At 70.3% G+C, this 17,783-nt stretch carries 20 protein-coding genes; 9 read left to right on the top strand and 11 right to left on the bottom strand.

Translation table 11 applies throughout. From position 1 onward, the window contains the following. Positions 1 to 152: 152 nt before the first annotated feature. Both lpxB and ML539_RS12660 read right to left on the bottom strand, forming a co-directional pair. Positions 153 to 1,310: a lipid-A-disaccharide synthase gene (gene lpxB, locus ML539_RS12665; protein ID WP_243324380.1), complete on the bottom strand. Its 1,158-nt coding sequence runs from the start codon at positions 1,308 to 1,310 to the stop codon at positions 153 to 155. Next, positions 1,307 to 1,993 (bottom strand): hypothetical protein, encoded by a 687-nt coding sequence (locus tag ML539_RS12660; protein ID WP_243324378.1) that lies wholly within the window; start codon positions 1,991 to 1,993, stop codon positions 1,307 to 1,309. Before ML539_RS12660 ends, lpxB begins: the two co-directional genes overlap by 4 nt. 28 nt (positions 1,994 to 2,021) lie before the next feature. Here ML539_RS12660 and ML539_RS12655 point away from each other — a divergent pair, with 28 nt between their 5' ends. The 5 genes from ML539_RS12655 (at position 2,022) to ML539_RS12635 (ending at position 4,936) form a co-directional block, all read left to right on the top strand. Continuing rightward, the gene (locus ML539_RS12655) at positions 2,022 to 2,384 is read left to right on the top strand and encodes a DUF2203 domain-containing protein (protein ID WP_243324377.1); all 363 of its coding nucleotides are present in this window, start codon (positions 2,022 to 2,024) and stop codon (positions 2,382 to 2,384) included. Positions 2,385 to 2,388: 4 nt separating this feature from the next. After that, the gene (locus ML539_RS12650; RefSeq protein ID WP_243324375.1) at positions 2,389 to 2,790 is read left to right on the top strand and encodes an MGMT family protein; all 402 of its coding nucleotides are present in this window, start codon (positions 2,389 to 2,391) and stop codon (positions 2,788 to 2,790) included. 217 nt (positions 2,791 to 3,007) lie between these two features. Continuing rightward, positions 3,008 to 3,244, top strand: coding sequence for a phosphoribosylformylglycinamidine synthase subunit PurS (gene purS, locus ML539_RS12645; protein ID WP_243324373.1), 237 nt, complete (start codon positions 3,008 to 3,010; stop codon positions 3,242 to 3,244). Next, a complete protein-coding gene (purQ, locus tag ML539_RS12640) occupies positions 3,244 to 3,942 on the top strand; it encodes a phosphoribosylformylglycinamidine synthase subunit PurQ (protein WP_243324372.1) in 699 nt (232 codons plus the stop codon). Before purS ends, purQ begins: the two co-directional genes overlap by 1 nt. Positions 3,943 to 4,078: 136 nt before the next feature. Further along, positions 4,079 to 4,936 (top strand): AraC family transcriptional regulator, encoded by an 858-nt coding sequence (locus tag ML539_RS12635; protein WP_243324370.1) that lies wholly within the window; start codon positions 4,079 to 4,081, stop codon positions 4,934 to 4,936. A gap of 106 nt (positions 4,937 to 5,042) precedes the next feature. Here the strand turns inward: ML539_RS12635 and ML539_RS12630 are convergent, their stop codons facing one another. The 3 genes from ML539_RS12630 to ML539_RS12620 form a co-directional block, all read right to left on the bottom strand. After that, entirely contained in the window at positions 5,043 to 5,399 is a 357-nt protein-coding gene (locus ML539_RS12630; protein ID WP_243324369.1) for a hypothetical protein, read from the bottom strand. A 42-nt stretch (positions 5,400 to 5,441) separates the two neighbouring features. After that, entirely contained in the window at positions 5,442 to 5,927 is a 486-nt protein-coding gene (locus ML539_RS12625) for an Ada metal-binding domain-containing protein (protein WP_243324367.1), read from the bottom strand. Between the two features lie 109 nt (positions 5,928 to 6,036). After that, positions 6,037 to 7,647, bottom strand: a complete 1,611-nt coding sequence (locus ML539_RS12620; protein WP_243324361.1) for an amidase — start codon at positions 7,645 to 7,647, stop codon at positions 6,037 to 6,039. Between the two features lie 126 nt (positions 7,648 to 7,773). Between ML539_RS12620 and ML539_RS12615 the strand changes: the two genes are divergently transcribed. Beyond that, positions 7,774 to 7,968 carry a hypothetical protein gene (locus ML539_RS12615; protein ID WP_243324360.1) on the top strand — a complete coding sequence of 65 codons (195 nt, stop codon included), beginning with the start codon at positions 7,774 to 7,776 and terminating at the stop codon, positions 7,966 to 7,968. An 88-nt stretch (positions 7,969 to 8,056) separates the two neighbouring features. Then, positions 8,057 to 8,245 carry a hypothetical protein gene (locus ML539_RS12610; protein ID WP_243295931.1) on the top strand — a complete coding sequence of 63 codons (189 nt, stop codon included), beginning with the start codon at positions 8,057 to 8,059 and terminating at the stop codon, positions 8,243 to 8,245. A 16-nt stretch (positions 8,246 to 8,261) separates the two neighbouring features. Here ML539_RS12610 and ML539_RS12605 read toward each other — a convergent pair whose 3' ends face one another. Next, positions 8,262 to 8,774 (bottom strand): hypothetical protein, encoded by a 513-nt coding sequence (locus ML539_RS12605; RefSeq protein ID WP_243324359.1) that lies wholly within the window; start codon positions 8,772 to 8,774, stop codon positions 8,262 to 8,264. Between the two features lie 47 nt (positions 8,775 to 8,821). After that, entirely contained in the window at positions 8,822 to 11,134 is a 2,313-nt protein-coding gene (gene purL, locus ML539_RS12600) for a phosphoribosylformylglycinamidine synthase subunit PurL (protein WP_243324358.1), read from the bottom strand. A 139-nt stretch (positions 11,135 to 11,273) separates the two neighbouring features. Here purL and ML539_RS12595 point away from each other — a divergent pair, with 139 nt between their 5' ends. Beyond that, positions 11,274 to 12,929: a radical SAM protein gene (locus tag ML539_RS12595; protein ID WP_243324357.1), complete on the top strand. Its 1,656-nt coding sequence runs from the start codon at positions 11,274 to 11,276 to the stop codon at positions 12,927 to 12,929. On the opposite strand, the gene pnuC is transcribed toward ML539_RS12595, so the two are convergent. From pnuC to pyrF, 3 genes are read right to left on the bottom strand one after another with little or no spacing between them, the layout of a single operon-like run. Continuing rightward, complete coding sequence (pnuC, locus tag ML539_RS12590; RefSeq protein WP_243324356.1) at positions 12,910 to 13,518, bottom strand: nicotinamide riboside transporter PnuC; 609 nt, start codon at positions 13,516 to 13,518, stop codon at positions 12,910 to 12,912. The two genes, ML539_RS12595 and pnuC, sit on opposite strands and share 20 nt — an antisense overlap. Continuing rightward, positions 13,518 to 14,060 carry a hypothetical protein gene (locus tag ML539_RS12585; protein ID WP_243324355.1) on the bottom strand — a complete coding sequence of 181 codons (543 nt, stop codon included), beginning with the start codon at positions 14,058 to 14,060 and terminating at the stop codon, positions 13,518 to 13,520. The genes pnuC and ML539_RS12585 overlap by 1 nt, the downstream gene beginning before the upstream one ends. Then, positions 14,060 to 14,785, bottom strand: coding sequence for an orotidine-5'-phosphate decarboxylase (gene pyrF / locus ML539_RS12580; protein ID WP_243324353.1), 726 nt, complete (start codon positions 14,783 to 14,785; stop codon positions 14,060 to 14,062). Before pyrF ends, ML539_RS12585 begins: the two co-directional genes overlap by 1 nt. A gap of 50 nt (positions 14,786 to 14,835) precedes the next feature. On the opposite strand from pyrF, the gene ML539_RS12575 reads away from it, so the two are divergent. After that, entirely contained in the window at positions 14,836 to 15,795 is a 960-nt protein-coding gene (locus tag ML539_RS12575) for a hypothetical protein (protein WP_243324351.1), read from the top strand. 17 nt (positions 15,796 to 15,812) lie between these two features. Here the strand turns inward: ML539_RS12575 and ML539_RS12570 are convergent, their stop codons facing one another. After that, positions 15,813 to 17,759 (bottom strand): M1 family metallopeptidase, encoded by a 1,947-nt coding sequence (locus ML539_RS12570; RefSeq protein WP_243324350.1) that lies wholly within the window; start codon positions 17,757 to 17,759, stop codon positions 15,813 to 15,815. Between the last annotated feature and the right edge of the window lie 24 nt (positions 17,760 to 17,783).

The raw sequence follows: 17,783 nt of genomic DNA, 5'->3' as shown, positions 1-17,783 counted from the left end.
CGGCATTGTAGATCACCGGGTCCTTTCTCTGCCGAACGGTGGCAAAACCGGGGGCGAACGGAAGTGCCCCGCCTTCCCACCCCTTGAAGGAGCGGGGAGACAGGGATCACTCAAGCGGTACTCCCGCTCTCAGGCTCTCTTGGCCGTGCTCCTCAGGCTTGGAGCTTCCCCAGCAGATCCTCGGCCACGCGCCCTGCAGCCCCCGGCTCTCCCAGGTGGCCGCGCATCTCGCCCAGGTCGGCGCGCACGCGCCGAGCCACCTCGGGATCCAGCAGCCGCGCCAGCTCCACGCCCAGGCGCTCGGGGTTCACCTCGCCCTGGAGCAGCTCGGGGGCCACTTCGCGGCGGGCCACGACGTTGGCGAGGCCGAAGTAGGGGACCTTCACGACGCGCTTGGCCATCTCGTAGGTGAGGGCGTTCAGCTTGTAGACGATGGCGAAGGGGGTGCCCAGCAGGGCCGTCTCCAGGGTGGCGGTGCCGGAGGCCACCAGGGCCGCGTCCGCGTGGGCGCGGGCGGCGTAGGGGCGGTCCTGCACCAGCGTCACGGGGGCCGGATCCTGCGTTGGGCCCAGGTGCGCGCGCACGAAGGCGGGGTCCAGCGTGGGGGCCACGGGCAGCACCCACTGGACCTCGGACTGGACCTCGGACTGGGCCGTGCGCCATCGCCGGGCCAGTTCCGCCATGGGCGGCAGCAGGCGCTCGATCTCGCCCTTGCGGCTGCCGGGCAGCAGGGCCACCAGGGGCCGCGCGGGGTCGAGGCCGGTCTCGGCGAAGAAGGCGGCGCGGTCGCACTCGGGCTTCACCACCTCCACCAGGGGGTGGCCCACGAAGCGCGCGTCCACGGGGTAGCCGCGGAACAGCTCGGGCTCGAAGTCGAAGAGGCAGTAGAGCGTGTTCAGTACGGTGCCCAGCTCGGGAATGCGCCCCTTCTTCCAGGCCCACACCTGGGGGCACACGTACTGGTGCAGGGTCACCGTGGGCAGCTGCTTCCGCAGGGCCTTGGCCAGCCGCAGGTTGAAGCCCGGGTAGTCGATGAGCAGGGCGCCGGCCACCTGCTCCTCCGTCGCGGCGGCCAGGATGGCCTTGAACAGCCGGTTCAGGCGCGGCAGGTGCTTGATGACCTCCACGAAGCCCACCACGGCGAGATCCTTCACGTCCGCCAGCTTGCGGTCCAGGAAGGGGCTCATGCGCGGGCCGCCGACGCCCACGAGGCGCAGGTCGGGCCGGCGGGCCTTCAGCTCCCGCAGCAGCTCCGCGCCGTGGAGGTCGCCGGAATCCTCGCCTGCGATGACCAGCAGGGTCTTCGTCATGAACGGTTCCCCGTGGGACCCCAGTGCCGACCGAAGGCGAAACCCTCCGGCGGCTCGGCCGCGCGGTCCAGGCCCGGGGGCAGGATCTCCTCGGGGAAGATCACCTCGGGATGGGCGGCCGCCAGCGCGGCGGCCTGCGCCCGGAAGGTGGCGGGATCCTCCGCGGGCAGGGCCATGTCCCAGCGGTAGCCCAGCTTCTGGAGCGGGCGCAGGTCCGAGGTCGGCCCGCAGACGCCGCACCAGAGGCGGTCCGCCAGGCGCGCCGCGTCCACCGTGGCCGGGTGCCAGCAGAAGCCCACGGCGTCGGCCTTGGCCTGGGCCAGCAGGTCCAGCACGGCGGCCTCGGCCCCGCCCTCAATGCTCAGGGCGATCTTCGCGCCGCGGCCGCTGGCGGCCTCCAGCAGGGTCTCCAGGTGGCCCAGCAGGCGGAAGCCCGCCTCGCGGGTCTGCGGACGAATGGTGGGCAGGATGAGGAAATCCGGGCCGAGCGAGGCGTGGAGAACCGCGAGCCCGTCTTCCACCGGCGACTCGCCGGACAGATGGACGGCGTGAATGGCCAGACCCCGGCGCGCAAGGGTGGACCAGTCGGGATGCAGGCCGACCTCCCACCGCAGGGTCAGGGGCGCCAGGGGGACCCAGGGACCGGGATCAGCGTGGGAAGGGATCTGGGGCACGAACCGCATCGGCTTATCATGGAGCATCGGAGGTGCCATGGGCCGCATTTTCACCCTGGACGAAGCGCGGGCCCTGATGCCGCAAGTGAAGGCATTGACGGAACCTGTCTACACACTGGCCGCCAGCCTCGCCGAGGAGCTCACCCAGGCGGAAGAGGCCCGGGACGGGCGCCGGGTGGAGGAGCTGCGCGAGCGCCTGCAGGTGCTGGTCAAGTCCTGGCAGCAGAGCATGCAGGACCTGGAGGCCGACGTGAAGGGCCTGTGGCTGGTGGACTTCGACGCCGGCGACGGCTACTGGTGCTGGGCCTACCCCGAGGAGGGTCTCGACCACTGGCACAGCTACGAAGGTGGCTTCCGCTCCCGCGTCCCCGCGGACCAGCGGCCCGGCGTGCAGGCCTGAGCGCATGCCCCGACCCAGACCCACGAAGCGCATCGAACCCGACGCGCCGCCCGGGGATTTTCGCGCGGCCGTCCTGGCGGTGGTGGCGCGCATCCCCAAGGGAAGCCTGGCCTCGTACGGCCAGGTGGCCCTGCTGGCAGGCTTCCCCCAGCGCCCCCGCCAGGTGGGCATGGTGCTCTCGGGCCTGCCGGAGGGCACGGACCTGCCCTGGCACCGCGTGGTGAACAGCCGGGGCTACGTCCCCAGCCGGGGCCGCTGGTGGGGCGCCATGGAGCAGATCGGCCGCCTGCGGGACGAGGGCATCGAGGTGGACGACCAGGGCAACCTGGATCTGGAAGCCCACCGGTGGGATGGGGTGGAGCGGAAGCAAACGCCTGCCACAAGAACGACAAAGGGCAAACGCTGATCTGGCCCCCGGCCTTCGCCCGGCTATGCGCAAGGGATCTCCACGAAGGTCACGAAGGCGGAAACCAGAACACGAAGGCGGCTCCAAGGCTTCGGCGCGGATCTTCCGGCTGCGTCGGACCCATTCGTGGACTTCCCGCGCCCGCAGGGCGTCTTCGTGCCATTCGTGGTGGGCCTTTCAGGCGGCCGGTCAGGTACACTGGAGGGCGGAGGGCTCCATGAAGGTGCGCGTATCGGTGCAGTTGAAGCCGGGGATCCTGGATCCCCAGGGCAAGGCGGTGGAGCAGGGGCTGCACGGCTTCGCCTTCGAGGTGGAGCATGTCCGCATCGGCCGGCTCATCGAGATGGACATCCCGGGCGCCGACCCCGCCGAGGTGAAGGCCAAGGCCCAGGCCATGTGCGACAAGCTGCTGGTCAATCCCGTGATGGAGAAGGCCTCCATCGAGGTGCTGTGATGCGCGTGGCCGTCCCGGTCTTCCCGGGCTCCAACTGCGACCACGATGCCCTCCACGCCTGCGGCACCGTGATGGGCTGGGAGACGATCCCCGTCTGGCACCAGGATCCGCGGCTGCCCGAGGGCACCGACCTGGTGTTCATCCCCGGCGGCTTCAGCTACGGCGACTACCTGCGCTGCGGCGCCATCGCGGCCCTGGCGCCCATCATGGCCGACGTGAAGCGCCACGCCGACAACGGCGGCCTGGTGCTGGGCGTCTGCAACGGCTTCCAGATCCTCTGCGAGGCCCAGCTGCTGCCCGGCGCCCTGCTGCGCAACGAATCTCTGCGCTTTATCCACGCGGACGTCCACCTGAGGGTGGAGCGGGCCGACCTGCCCTTCACCCGGGCCATGAAGGCCGGCGAGGTCTTCCGGGTGCCCATCGCCCATGCCGAGGGCAACTTCACCCTGGATCCCGCGGAGCTGACGGACCTGGAGGCCCGGGGCGGCGTGGCCTTCCGCTACTGCTCGGCCCAGGGCGAGATCGGCGCGGACCACGTGCCCAACGGCGCCATGAACGGCATCGCCGGCATCGTGAACGTCCGGGGCAATGTGCTGGGCATGATGCCCCACCCCGAGCGGGCGGTGGACCCCAAGCTGGGCCCCACGGGCGGCATGGGGATGTTCAGGAGCCTGGAAGCGGCCTTCAGCAAGGTCTGAACCGGGTCGGGATGGGATCTTGCCATCATCGTGGAAAAAAAACCGGATGGACTTGTGAAATTTTCACGCTTGACAGGAAGTTTTCCTGTCATCCTTCCGGATGGCCCCGATGGGCACCTCTGTTTCTTCCTGAGCCATGAGCACACCTGAAGCCAAAAATCTCCAAACCTTCACCAGCGGACCTCTCCGCCTGGCGGTCCTCAAGCGCGACCCCGTGCCCGCGAAGCTGCTGCCCGCGCGGGACGCGTGGACGCTGCTCCAGCCCACGCACGCGGTGCGCGTCTGCACCAGCGAGGACCGCGAGGAGGGCGTCATCCGCTCCGGCGACCTGGCCCTGCTGCTGCCTGGCTTCGGCCACACCCTGAAGCGCCACCACGCCAACGCGCCCTTCGGCTTCACGGCGCTGTTCATGGAGGGCCCCTTCCCCGAGCCGCTGCTGTCGTCGCTCCAGAACCCGCCACGCAAGTGGCAGGAATCCAGCTTCGCGGTGCTCCGCAGCCTCAGCCTCAAGCAGCTGTTCAGCATCTTCACCCAGGAGCTGTCCAACCCCGACGGCGTTCAGCTGATGACGCGCGAGCTCTTCCTCATCCTGCTGGGCGCGGAGCTGTCCCGCCTCACGGAGAAGGAGGACCGGGGCCGCTTCCCCTACCGCCTGAACCGCTCCACCCTGCAGCTGGTGCTGGACCACATGGAAGTCCACATCGGCTCGAAGAACAGCGTGCCCGAGCTGGCCACCATGGCCCGCTGCACGCCGGACCACTTCATCCGCCTCTTCCGCGAGGCCACCAGCACCACGCCCCACCAGTACCTCATCGAGCGCCGCCTCCAGCGGGCCGTGACCCTGCTGGCCAACGGCGAGCGCCCCAGCGACGTGGCGAAGATCCTGGGATTCTACGACGCCAGCGCCTTCACCCGCGCCTTCAAGCGCCGCTTCGGCGTCCCCCCCAGCGAGTACGCGCAGGAAGCCTACGAGCGGCAGTTCCCGAAGAAGTAGGAACGTCCCGAGCCTTCCCTGTTGGAGGCGAAGCAAAAGCCCGGCAGAGCCGGGCTTTTGCTTGGGGGTTCCGGGGCTGTGCACGCAGCGCGGGACCCCCGGACCATCACTTGGCAACTTTCTCCGTGACCGCCTTCGCCTTGTCGGCGCCCTTCGTGGTGCCCTTCTTCGACTTGGCCTTGACCTTGGTGCTGCCGGCCTTGGCGGCGCCCTCGCCCTTGGCGGTGGCGGCCTTCACGTGCTCGCCCGCCACGGGGACTGCCCCGGCCTTGGCGTCCGCCTTGGCCTTGCCGGCCTCGGCCTTCTGGTCGGCCTTGGCCTTGGCCTGGTCGGCCTTCTCATCGCCCTTGGCTTTCGCCTTGTCCACGGTGGCATCCGCAGCGCCCTTCAGGTCGGCCTTGCTGGGAACTTGGGCTGCCAGGGACAGCGACGCACCCAGGATCAATGACATGACCAGCTTCATCGGAACCTCCCGAAAGTCTGAGGACTGAACCCTGAGGACTGCCTACGGCTTGCACACCTTGCAGGCCTTGTAGCCGGCCCTGTCGGCCTCGGCGGCGGAGGCGAAGGTGACCTTGTTCGCCTCCTTCATCTTCCCGGCCAGCTTGCAGTCGGCGCGGTGGTAGATCTTGGAATCCTTGTTGGCCACGATGGCCGTGGAGACCGCGGCGGCCTTGGGGGCGGTGGACTTGGCGGCGGCAGCGGCAGCAGCGGCGGGGGCCGGCTTGGGCGCGGGGGCAGCAGCAGGGGCTGGAGCCGGTTTGGCCGCGGCGGCAGGGGCCGGAGCCGGCGCGGGCTTCGCGGCGGCGGCCTTGGCTTCGGCCTCCTTCTTCTTCTCGTCCGCCTTCTTGGCTTTCTCCTCAGCCTTCTTGGCCTTCTTCTCGGCCTTCTTCTCGGCGGCGGTCTTGGGCTCGGCGGGCTTGGGCTGGGGGGCCTGGGCGGCGACCATCACGGAGGCGGCCAGCAGGAGGGCGAACAGGGCGCGGTTCATGGATGCTCCTTGAATGGGAGGACCAGCGTGGTCTTCCGAATCTCCGCTGTCAACGGGCCTGCCGACGGTGCTGTCATCGGGACTGTCAAAGGTGCAGTCAACGGGGCAGTCAGCGGGTCAGGCGGCAGGATGGTGCGAAGCGCGGCGGGCGGCGGGCCCTGGAGGCCTGCTCATAGGCGTAGGCCAGCTTCAGCAGGGTCCCCTCCTGCCAGGGCGCGCCCACGAAGGACAGGCCCAGGGGGAGGCCCGCCGCGAACCCGGCGGGCACGGTGATGTGCGGGCAGCCCGCCACCGCCGCGGGGCTGGAGAAGCTGAAGCCCGAGCTGTCGCCGTTGAGGTGGTCGATGAGCCAGGCGGGTCCGCCCGTGGGCGCCACCAGGGCCTGCGCCGCGTGCTTCTCCAGCAGGCCCAGGATGTCCTTCCGGGCCTGGGCGCAGGTCTCGAGGGCCTTCCGGTAGGCGGGATCCGTCAGCGGCCCCTTGGCCTGGGCCTGCAGGACGATCTCCTGGCCGAAGAAGGGCATCTCCCGCGCCTTCTCGCGCTCGTCGAAGGCCATGAGCCCCGCCAGGTCCCTCACGGCGCCGCCCCGGCCCGCCAGGTAGGCATTGAGACCCGCCTTGAACTCGTACAGCAGCACCTCGTACTCGGCGTCATCGTAGGCGGCGGTCTTCAGCTCCACCTCCACGAGCACGGCCCCCTGGGCCTCCAGCAGCTCCAGGGCGGGCTGGATGACGGCGTCCACGTGGGCATGCACGCCCAGGAAGTTCTTCGCCACCGCGAGCCGGGCTCCCTTGAGGCCCTCGGCGGCGAGGAACTGGGTGTAGTCCTTCTCCCGGCGGGCGGCGGAATCGCCGGTGGCGGCGTCCTTCGGATCGGCGCCCACCAGGGCATTCAGCAGGAGCGCCGTGTCCCGAACGGTCCGCGCCATGGGCCCCGCCGTGTCCTGGGTGCTGGAGATGGGGATGATGCCGCTGCGGCTCACCAGGCCGACCGTGGGCTTCACGCCCACCAGCCCATTGGCGTTGGAGGGGCTCACGATGGACCCGTCCGTCTCGGTGCCCACGGCCACGGCGCAGAGGCTGGCGGCGGCGGCGACCCCGGAGCCCGAGCTGGAGCCGCTGGGGCTCCGGTCCAGGGCGTAGGGATTCCGGGTCTGCCCGCCCCGGCCGCTCCAGCCGCTGCTGCTGCGGGTGGAGCGGAAGTTGGCCCACTCGCTGAGGTTGGTCTTGCCGAGGATCACCGCCCCCGCGTCCCGCAGGCGCTTCGCCACGAAGGCGTCCTCCTTCGGGGTTGGGGCGTCCGCCAGGGCCAGCGAGCCCGCCGTGGTCTTCATGCGGTCCGCGGTGTCGATGTTGTCCTTGATGAGCACGGGGATGCCGTGGAGGGGCCCGCGCAGGTTCCCCGCCTTCCGCTCGGCATCCAGCGCCTTCGCGATGGCGAGGGCGTCGGGGTTCAGCTCGATGACCGAATTCAGCCTCGGCCCCGCCTGGTCCAGGGCGCGGATGCGCGCCTGGTAGCGCCTCACCAGCTCCACCGAGGTCCAGCGTCCGTCCGCCATCCCCGCCTGGAGGGCATCCACCGTGGCCTCCTCCAGCACCAGGCCCTTGCGGGCCGGACCCGCCTTCAGGTCGCCGCCGACCAAGGCGGCCGCGCCCGTGGCCAGGCCGGCCCCGAGGAAGGCGCGGCGATCAAGGGACAGGGAATCATCTCGGCGGGGCATGGGCTTCCTCTGGGTGGGTGTCAGTGGATCATATCCTCCCGCGGCCGGCCGGTCCGCCACGAGCGTTGACCGGTCCCAGCCGTCATGACGGACCGGGTGGCCCCATGCTGGCCCCGGGAGGCTTCCATGGCCGCATTCCTGCTCTGGCTCATCCTGCTGGTGGTCTGCTGGCCGCTGGCGCTCCTGGCGCTGATCCTCTACCCGCTGGTCTGGCTGCTGCTCCTGCCCTTCCGGCTCCTGGGCTTCGCGGTGGAGGGGGTGTTCGGGCTCATCAAGGGCCTGTTCCTGCTCCCGGCCCGGATCCTGGGCGGCCGGCCCTAGGCCCGGGGCTGGCATAAGGGCCGCCGGGACCTGATATTTGGCCGCGACCACGGCCCACCGGGACGCGGCCAAGCCGGCGGGAGGGACCATGGAACTCTACCTGGATGCCAAGGAAACCGAGCTCCTCATGCGGATGCTGGACCACAGCCTCGACGAGATCCGGCGGGAGATCCACCACACGGACCACGCCGCCTTCAAGGCCACCCTCAAGGCAGATCAGGAGCTGATGCAGAAGATCGCGGCCAAGCTCAAAGCTCCGGCCGCCATGGGGATCTGAGTCGGGCCAGGGGGCCCTACTTGGGTACCGTTTCCGGCTCGGGCTTGGGCGCGGGCTCTGACTTGGGAGTTGCCTTGGGCGCCACCTCAGCTTTGGTGGCCGGCGCTTCCTCGGGCTTGGCCGCCGGCGCGGCAGGCTTGGCGGACTTGCCCGGCTTCGCCTTGGCCCCCTTGAGGTTGGCCACCCGCTGCTGGGCCTCGCGGGCCTTCACGCGCGCCGCGCTCGCCCGCTCGGAGGCAGCCTTGGCCTCGGCCTCCGCCGCCTTGGCCCGGGCCTCCGAGGCGCGGATCTGAAGGTCCGCTGCGCGGGTTTCTGCATCCTTGGCCTTGGCGGCGGCGGTCTTGGCCTGCGTTTCCGCCTTGGCCGCGCTGGCCTTCAGGCGCTCCGCTGAAGCTTTGGCCCGCTTGGCTTCCGCTTCCAGGCGGGTCGCTTCCACACCGGCCGCGGAGGGCTTGGCCTTCGCGGCCTTCTGCGGGACGCCAGCCGCAAGGAGCGTGGAAGCCAGACAAAGCAGGATGGGCAGACGCATGGGGCCCCCGGGGAATGTCCCAGGGTTTCCGGGGCTGCGGCCCCCTGTCAACCCAGGGCGCGCTCCAGGGCCCCGGCGTGCAGGTCCTTCAGCTCGGCGGCATCGGCGTCCAGCAGGGGCTGGCCATCCACGGCGAGGGTGACGCGGGCACCGCCGGTGGCGCCGATCTTGGCAACGGGCACGCGGTGGGCGGCGCAGAGGGTGGCCAGGCTGGACTCGGCTTCCGGGCTCACGCTCACCACGATGCGGCCGGACGTTTCGCCGAAGAGCAGGCTGTCCAGGCGCAGGGCCCCCTTCGAGAGCATCAGCTGGCAGCCCATGCCTTCTCCATCATTCCCGCCGAAGGCGCTCTCCAGAACCGCTGTCAGCAGGCCGCCCTCGCTGGTGTCGTGGGCGCTGCGGATGAGGCCCAGGCGGATGCCCTCGCGCACGCAGGCCTGGAGCCGCAGCTCCTCGTCCAGGCGCAGCTCGGGGCAGGCGCCCTGCACCTTGCCCGTGCGCAGCTTCAGGTACTCGCTGCCGCCCAGCTCGTCCCGCGTCTCGCCCAGCAGGAAGATGCCGTCGTGGGCGGCGCGGAAGCCGGACCCGCAAAGGCGGTTGCCCACCTTGGAGAGGGCGGTGGCGTCGGCGGCGGCCACATCCACGGGACCGGCGCAGTCCTCGATGAGGCCCACCGCCGCGATCATGGGCGTGGGAGCGATGCTCTGGCCTTCGGTGTCATTGTAGAGGCTCACATTGCCGCTGACGATGGGCACCTCCAGGGCCAGGCAGGCCTGGCGGATGCCCAGGCAGCCCTGCTCGAAGGTCCACATGTTCTCGGGCTTCTCGGGGTTGCCGTAGTTGAGGCAGTCCGTGAGGCCGATGGGCTCGGCGCCCACGCAGGCCAGGTTGCGGCAGGCCTCGGCCACAGCGTGGGCCGCGCCCCAGAAGGGATCCAGGTAGCAGAAGCGGCTGTTGCAGTCGCTGGACATGGCCACGGCCTTGCCCGTGTCCCTCCCCTGCTCGTCCTTCACGCGGATGAGACCCGCGTCGCCGCGCCCCATGCCCAGCAGGGTGTTGCTGCGCACGGTGCCGTCGTACTGCTCGAAGATCCACCGCTTGCTGGCCACGGTGGGGGCCTGGAGGACCTGGCGCAGGGTGCGCTCCACCTCGGTGGGCTTCAGGTCCGCGGGCAGGGGCGCGGCGTTCACCGCGTCCAGGTAGCCGGGGCGCTGGCGGGGCCGGTCGTACTTGGGCGCGGCGTCCACCAGGGGCTGGATGGGCAGGTTGATGACGGGCTCCCCGTGCCAGCTGCCGATGAAGCGGCCGCTGTCGGTGACCTCGCCCACCACGCAGGCGTCGAGGCCCCACTTGTGCAGCACTTGGATGATGTTCGGCTCGCAGCCGGGGCGGGCCACCAGCAGCATGCGCTCCTGGCTCTCGCTCAGCATCAGCTCGAAGGGCGTCATGCCCTCCTCGCGCTGGGGCACCTGGTCCAGGCGGATCTCCAGGCCCGTGCCGGCGCGGCTGGCCATCTCGAAGCTGCTGGAGGTGAGGCCCGCGGCGCCCATGTCCTGGATGCCGATGACCCAGTCGGTCTGGAAGATCTCCAGGCAGGCTTCGAGCAGCAGCTTTTCCGTGAAGGGGTCGCCCACCTGCACCGTGGGCCGCTTTTCCTCGCTGCCCTCGCCGAACTCTGCGGAGGCCATGCTGGCGCCGTGGATGCCGTCACGGCCCGTCTTGGAGCCGATGTACATCACCTTGTTGCCCACGCCCGAGGCGAAGCCCTTGAAGATCTTGTCGCTGCGCAGCACACCGAGGGTGAAGGCGTTCACGAGGATGTTGCCGTTGTAGCTGCCGTCGAAGGCGCAGTCGCCGCCCAGCATGGGGATGCCCATGCAGTTGCCGTAGCCCGCGATGCCCGCGGCCACGCCCTTCACCAGGCCCTTCATGCGGGGCGCGTCGAGCTCCCCGAAGCGTAGGCTGTTCAGGTTGGCCAGCGGCCGGGCGCCCATGGTGAAGACATCGCGCAGGATGCCGCCCACGCCGGTGGCGGCGCCCTGGTAGGGCTCGATGAAGCTCGGATGGTTGTGGCTCTCCATCTTGAAGGCCACGGCCCAGCCGTCGCCGATGTCCACCACGCCTGCGTTCTCGCCGGGACCCTGGATGACGCGGGGGCCTTCCGTGGGCAGGTTCTTCAGGTGGACGCGGCTGGACTTGTAGGAGCAGTGCTCGCTCCACATGGCGCTGAACACGCCCAGCTCGGGGTAGGTGGGCATGCGGCCGTCGAGCAGGCGCAGGAGCACCTGCCACTCATCCTTCGACAGGCCCAGCTCCAGAGCCAGGGATTCGGTGACGGCCGGTTCGTGGGCAACGGACATGGAGGCTCCGGAAGCCTTGATTCTAGCGGTTCCGGGCTCTCCGGACGAGGCTTGACATCCGTCCGAGGCTCAGCCGCGGAATGTCCGCTTCCCTCGGGAATCCCTTTCCGTACACTGGAAAGTCACGCCCTCGGAGCCCATGACCCCTCCCCGCACCCTGCTCGCCTACAGCGCCCCCCGGAGCGGCTTCGGGGACGAGTGGATGACCTTCCTGCCCATCGGGCTGGGCTACCTCCAGGCCATGCTGAAGTCCCGGGAGCTGCCCTGCCGCGTGGCGAACCTCAGCGGCAAGGGGCGCAAGGAGATCCTAGATTACCTGCGGGCCCAGAACCCGGCAGTGGTGGGCGTCTCCATGTTCACCTTCAACCGGAAGCGATCCTACGAGCTGCTCACCTGGGCCCGGGAGGCCTGCCCCGGCGCCATCCTCCTGGCGGGCGGGCCGCACCCCACGCACCTGGCCGACGAGGTCTTCGAGGACTGCCCAGCCCTGGACGCCATCGTGCAGGGCGAGGGTGAGGCCGTGCTGCTGGGCATCGCGGAACGCCTGAAGACCGCCCCGGGGTCCGACCTCTGGAAGCGCACGCCGGGTCTCATCCTCCGCGAGGGCCGCACCCTGCCCCAGCCGCCCCTGGAGGACCTGGACGCCATCGGCATCCCCGCCGAGCACCTGGAGGCCGACTTCCTCAACGACGTGGGCCAGCTGGCCTACCTCAGCACCAGCCGGGGCTGCCCGGCCACCTGCAACTTCTGCAACACGCCGGAGTTCTGGGGCACCTCCATCCGCTTCCGCAGCGCGCCTTCCGTGCTGCGCGAGATGCGCCTGCTGCGCGAACAGCACGGCCTCACCTACTTCAGCTTCCGGGATGACACCTTCACCGCCAACCGCGACCGCGTGCTGACGCTGATGAAGGGCATCCAGGAGAGCGGCCTGCATCCGCTGTGGAACTGCCAGAGCCGCGTGAACCTGGTGGACGAGGACCGCCTGGTGGCCATGAAGCGGGCGGGCTGCGAGTTCATGCAGTTCGGCGTGGAGCACGGCAGTGAGCGCGTGCTGCAGCTGCTGGACAAGGGCACCAACCTGCGCCACGCCCGCCGGGCCCTGGGCCTGGTGCGCAAGGTGGGCATGAACCTGGGCATCTACCTCATCACGGGCATCCCCGGCGAGACCTGGGCGGACGTGGAGGAGACCGCCGCCTTCATCCGCGACACCCGCCCCCAGGACTGCCAGATCAGCCCGCTGGCGCTGTATCCGGGCACCCGCATGTTCGACCAGTACCGGGCCGAGGGCCGCATCCGGAAGGACTTCTATCGGGCCTCGGGCGACGCCGAGATCTTCGCCCGGGTGGACGGCCACACAGAGAAGGCGCTGCGCCACATCGACCAGGTCGCCCAGCGGGCCAAAGCGAAGTCCCGCTTCACAGCCGCCGAGTTCGCCGAGCAGAAGGCCTGGCTGGGCTTCTGCGCCGTCACCAACCTGCTCTGCGGTGAGGCCGCCGAGGAGGAGGGCCGCTTCACCGAGGCCGAGGCCGAATACGCCGAGATCATCGCCAAGGAGCCGGCCAATCCCTGGGGCTTCATGAAGCGGGCCCTGCTGCGGGAGAAGCTGGGCCGGGCGGACCAGGCCCGGGGGGACCTCGAAGAGGTGCTGGCCCTGGCGCCGGGCAACCCCGAGGCCACGGAGCTGGCCGCGATGTGGGGCCTGAACCGGCACAGGACCCGGGCGAAGAAGCCCGCCCACGGCCCCACGGCCGAGATGAAGGGCGCGGAGGCCTACCTCAGTCGGCCGAAGATGTAGCCTCCAGGGGCTGCCCCGGTACGGCGATCCCGGCCCTGAGCGCGCGCCGCCAGGCCACCCAGCCGAGGACGCAGAGCACCTGGTAGACCAGGTAGAGGCCGCTGGTGACGTAGAGCCCCTTGTAGATCAGCAGGCCCACTGAGAGGCAGTTGGCCGCGATCCACACCATCCAGTTCTCGAGCCACTTGCGGGTCATCATGAACTGGGCCGCGAGGCTGAGGGCGGTGATGAGGGAATCCAGCACGGGCACGGTGCTGTTGGTGAAGTGGCGCAGCAGCCAGGCCAGGGCGGCGGTGGTGGCGGCCACCGCCAGGGCCAGCAGGACGGCCGGAAGCGGGGGGATGCGGCTCACCGTCAGGGCCCCGTGATCCCGTCCCCCGTGCAGCCAACTCCACCAGCCGTAGATCGAGATGGCGACGTAGAAGGCCTGAAGTCCGACATCCGCGTAGAGGCCCGCACGGTAGAACAACGCGATGAACACCAGGTTGTTGGCGATGCCGATGGGCCAGTTCCAGATGTTCTCCCGCACCAGCAGCGCCACGCAGGCCGCGCCCGTCAGGAAACCGAAGACCTCCATCCCGCCCGGCATCAGTCCTCGTGCTTCAGGTTCGGGCTGCGCTCCAGGATGGTCATCACCAGCCGCTCGAGCTGGTCCACCATGAGGAAGCGCAGGGTGGGATCGACAGGACCGGGGTGACCCGGCTCGCCGCCCCCCTTCACCACGAAAAAGGGGCCGGAGCGCTCGAGGCAGGTGATGCGCTTCCAGAGCAGGCGACCCGCCCCCAGCTTCCGGGCCAGGGGTGCCGGCAGGGCGTTGTGCTCCACGGCGAGGCCCAGCTCATCCACCAGCACCTGGGATCCCTCCACCAGCAGCAGGCCCAGGAGCGTGGCCATGAGCAGGAGGCCGCCCGCCACCACGGCGCCCACGGCCGCCACCAGGGCGACCCAGAAGGACCAGGTGGGGTCGCCGGCGGCTTCCGCCACCTTCATGGAGGCGCGGAGCACGGGGAGGCGCTCGAATATCTGGGCCAGGGCGCGCACGCCCACCAGCCAGGAGCCCGCGAAGAGCAGCACGGCCATGGCCCGCTGGGCGAAGGAGGGTCTGTAAACGAGGGGCGAGCCGACACTCATCAGGCTTCCATCTCCGCCACGATGGCTTCCGCCGCCGCGGCGGGATCCGCAGCGTGGGTGATGGGCCGCCCCACCACGAGCCAGGTGGCGCCCTGCTTCAGCGCCTGGGCCGGCGTCATGACGCGGGCCTGGTCCTGGGTGGCGGCGCCGGCGGGACGGATGCCCGGCGTGAGGCGGTGGAAGGCTTCGCCACAGGCTTCGCGGATGCTGGCGGCCTCCCAGGCCGAGCACACCACCCCGTCGCAACCGGCGCGGTGCGCCAGCTTCGCATAGGCCAGCGCCAGGTCCTCGGGTCGTCCCGCGTGGCCCAGGGCCGCCAGGGCCTCCCGGTCCAGGCTCGTGAGCACGGTCACGGCCAGCAGCTCCGTTCGGCCGCCCGCGGCGCGGTGGGCGCGCACGGCCTCCACCGCCGCCTCGAGCATGACTGGGCCCCCCTGGGCGTGGACATTCACCAGGCGTGGATCCAGCTTCAGGACGGCCTCCAGGGCCCGGCGCACGGTGGTGGGGATGTCGTGGAGCTTGAGATCCAGGAAAACCGGCACCTGCTTCTGGAGCTCCCGGACGAAGGCGGGCCCCTCGGCGCAGAACAGCTCCAACCCCACTTTCAGCATGCCCACGCGGCCCGCCAGCCGCTCCGCCATGGCCAGGGCCTCCCCGGCCGTGGGCAGGTCCAGGGCCACCACGAGGCGGTCCCGAGGCGTGAGAGGTGAGGGGGCTGAGTTCAAGGAGGACTCCCGTATGATGCGGAGGATCATTCTGCCACCAAGGGGACCCCGTGCCACTGACCGCTCCGCCGCCCACGCCCCCCGCCGAGGTCCGTCCCGCGCCGCCCACGGCCGCCCAGCTGCAGGACCAGGCCCTGGACGCCTACGATTGGGGCCGCCCCCTGCCTGCTGCCCCGCGGGGCCCCGGGGCTGCCGCCTACCGGTGGCTCCAGGCCGCGGCCACCTTCGACCCGCTGGCGGCGCCGCCTGCCGACCCCTTTCCGCCTGGAGCCGCCCGCCGGGAGGCGGAGGCCCTGAGGGCCCTGATGCAGGCGCCCCAGGCCCGGCTGGCCAAGAACCTGACCGCCCTGCCCCTCCGCCAGGCCGGCACGGCCCTGGCCCTGTGGCGGTGGGGCAAGGCCCAGGTCCGCGAAGGCCGGTTCACGCCGGCGATCCGGCAGGTCTGGGAGGATCGCCTGCTGGCGAAGGGACCCGCCCTCACCCGGGGCTACGCCCTGCGCCATGCCCTCTGCTGGGCCCTGGCGGACCAGGATGAGACCCGGCTCGCCGCGCTCAAGGCCCGGGCGGAGGAGCCGGCCGAGCCCATTCTTTCCCAGTTCCAGCGACTGTTCGGCATGCTGGGCGGACCTTCCCCCGTCCTGCGACTGTGGACGCTTCCCGGCCAGGAGTACCAGGATCTGAGGCTGGACCAGCTGGGTGCCCGCCGCATCTGGATCTACCCGGCCGGGGAGGGCCCCTGGCCGGAACTGCCCGCGGATGTGGCTTGGGTCATCCCCAGCCTGGAAGCGGGCATGGACGAGCGCAGCGCGAGCATCCCCGAGGGGCTGGCGGCCGAGGTCCACGCGCTGTCCGCGCGGCTCCGGGCCGCGGGACGGACCGCACACTACGTCCCTAGCCGGGCCGCCTTCGAGGTCCTGGGCCTGGCCTGGTTCCCCATCCTCATCGACCTGGACGAACAGGGGAACATCCGAACGGTCCGCATGGGGGACGCGGCGCCACGGAATCCCTAGGCTGGCTGGCGGATGCCCTAGCCGATCCCGCAGCCCTGCAGCCACCCCGCCACGGCGCCCCAGACCATCTGCGACCAGTAGTAGAAGCCGCGCTTGATCGGCCTCGGCGTGTAGCTGGCGTGGAGCCGGTCCTTCAGCATGGGATAGTTGCCGTCGGGATCCAGCACGGCGGCAGCCACGGGCGAATCGAACTCGTAGGTGATCCACCGGTCCTGGCCGTCCCACACGAGCCGCTGCTCCTCGCGGTTCTCCAGGCGCACCCAGAGCGTGATCGGAACCTTCAGGCCGCCCTTCCGCTCGAGGGTGATGGAGCCCACGCGGCCGGGGGCCGCCGGCTGCGGAGCCGCGAAGACCGGCGCCTTGTCCGAGAACAGCCAGCCGCCCTGGGTGACCTCACGGCTCTTCACGCAGCGGATGGCATAGTCGAGCACCTCCGTGCCTTCCACGAAGTCCCGCCAGAAGGCCGAGAGGTCGCGGCCGGACACGCGCTCCGCGATCCGCAGGAAATCGTGCCGGGTGGGGTGCCGGAAGGCCATCTCCTGGGCGTAGGTCCGCATCACCTGCTCCATCACGGGCCTGCCCAGCATGGCCTCCAGCTGGTCCAGCACCAGGGTGGGCTTGCCGTAGGCGGTCACGAAGTAGCTGCGGAGGTTGATCGTCTTGAAGCCGGCCCGCGTGAGGGGGTCGGCGGACGGCAGGGACCAGTACCCCGACCACTCCACGAACTCCGTGGGGATCTGGAACCTCCGCCCGCTCAGCAGGCTGTGGTAGCTGCGCTCCATGGCCTTGCGGGTGAACCAGCTGGTGAAGCCTTCGTCCAGCCAGGGCTCCTCGAACTCGTTGCTGGCGAGCATGCCGTAGAAGTACTGGTGCCCGTACTCATGGACGGACACCACCTCAGGCACGAACCGCTGCTGGATGGGATCGAACGGCAGCGAACCGGCGGTGATGAGGGTCGGATATTCCATGCCGTCGGCCCCGGAGGCGTCCTTCGGGGTATCGATCACCGTCAGCGTGGGGTACGGGTACTTGAAGAACCACTCCTCGCTCCAGCGGAGAGCGTTTTCCACCGCCCGGCGCTGCCGCTGGAAATTCCCCCGGTTGCGGTCCGCGGCGTAGTAGAACACCTGCACGCCGCGATACTCGAACATGGCCGGGTTCCGCCAGCTCTCCCGGGGCATCACCGCCCAGGCGAAGTCGTGGACATCCTCCGCGTGCAGGCGCCAGATCACGTTCAATGGCCGCTTGGGATCCTGCTCGATCTCCGTCACGAAGTTCGTCTGGGTTCCCGTATGGGCCAGGCCCAGCGCGTTCGGCAGGGACAGGGACACGTCGTAGACGCCGAAATCCGCGAAGAATTCGGTGTTCGCGTGGTAGGCGTGGCAGTTCCACTGATCGCCCTGGTAGACGCCCACCTTGGGGAACCACTGGCCCGACATGAGGAAGTCCTCCGACCATCCGCTGCGCGCGAAGACCTTGGGGTAGCGGTTCTCCCAGGCGATCTCCACCTGGATGGTCTCCCCGGGCGCGACGGCGCGCGGCAGCTTGAGCCAATGGACAGTCTCGTCCTCGCCCGCGTGGCCGGGGAGGTCACGGCCCTCCATCCGGGCGCTGATGAGGCGGCAGTAGCCCCAGGACGACGGCTCCGTGGGCCGGTCCTGGTGGTCCATGCGCAGGCGCCCGCCGCTCTCCTGCACAAAGAGGCTCTGAGGCCCCTTGAAGGCGTTGAGGTACAGATGCAGCGGCAGCTCCTGCGTGGGCGCCGTGCCGGTGTTGCGCCACGACAGCGTCTCCGTCGCCTCCAGTGTCTTGTGCTCGAAGTCCAGCACCGCGTCGATCCGGTAGTTGGCGGTCCGCGGCGACTTCGGCTTGTCGAACCACTTCTCGGGCGTCCACGTGCGCGGCGCCGCGCCCAGCCCGAGGGCCGCGAACAGCACCAGCGCAGCCACCATGCGGCGTCCCATCAGGTCCTCCAAGAGCGTCCGTCG

The sequence above is a fragment of the Geothrix sp. SG200 genome, assembly GCF_022808935.1.
Taxonomy (GTDB): Bacteria; Acidobacteriota; Holophagae; order Holophagales; family Holophagaceae; genus Geothrix; species Geothrix alkalitolerans.
Note: the sequence above shows the minus strand (reverse complement) of the source record. Positions and strands in the feature narration are given on the sequence as shown.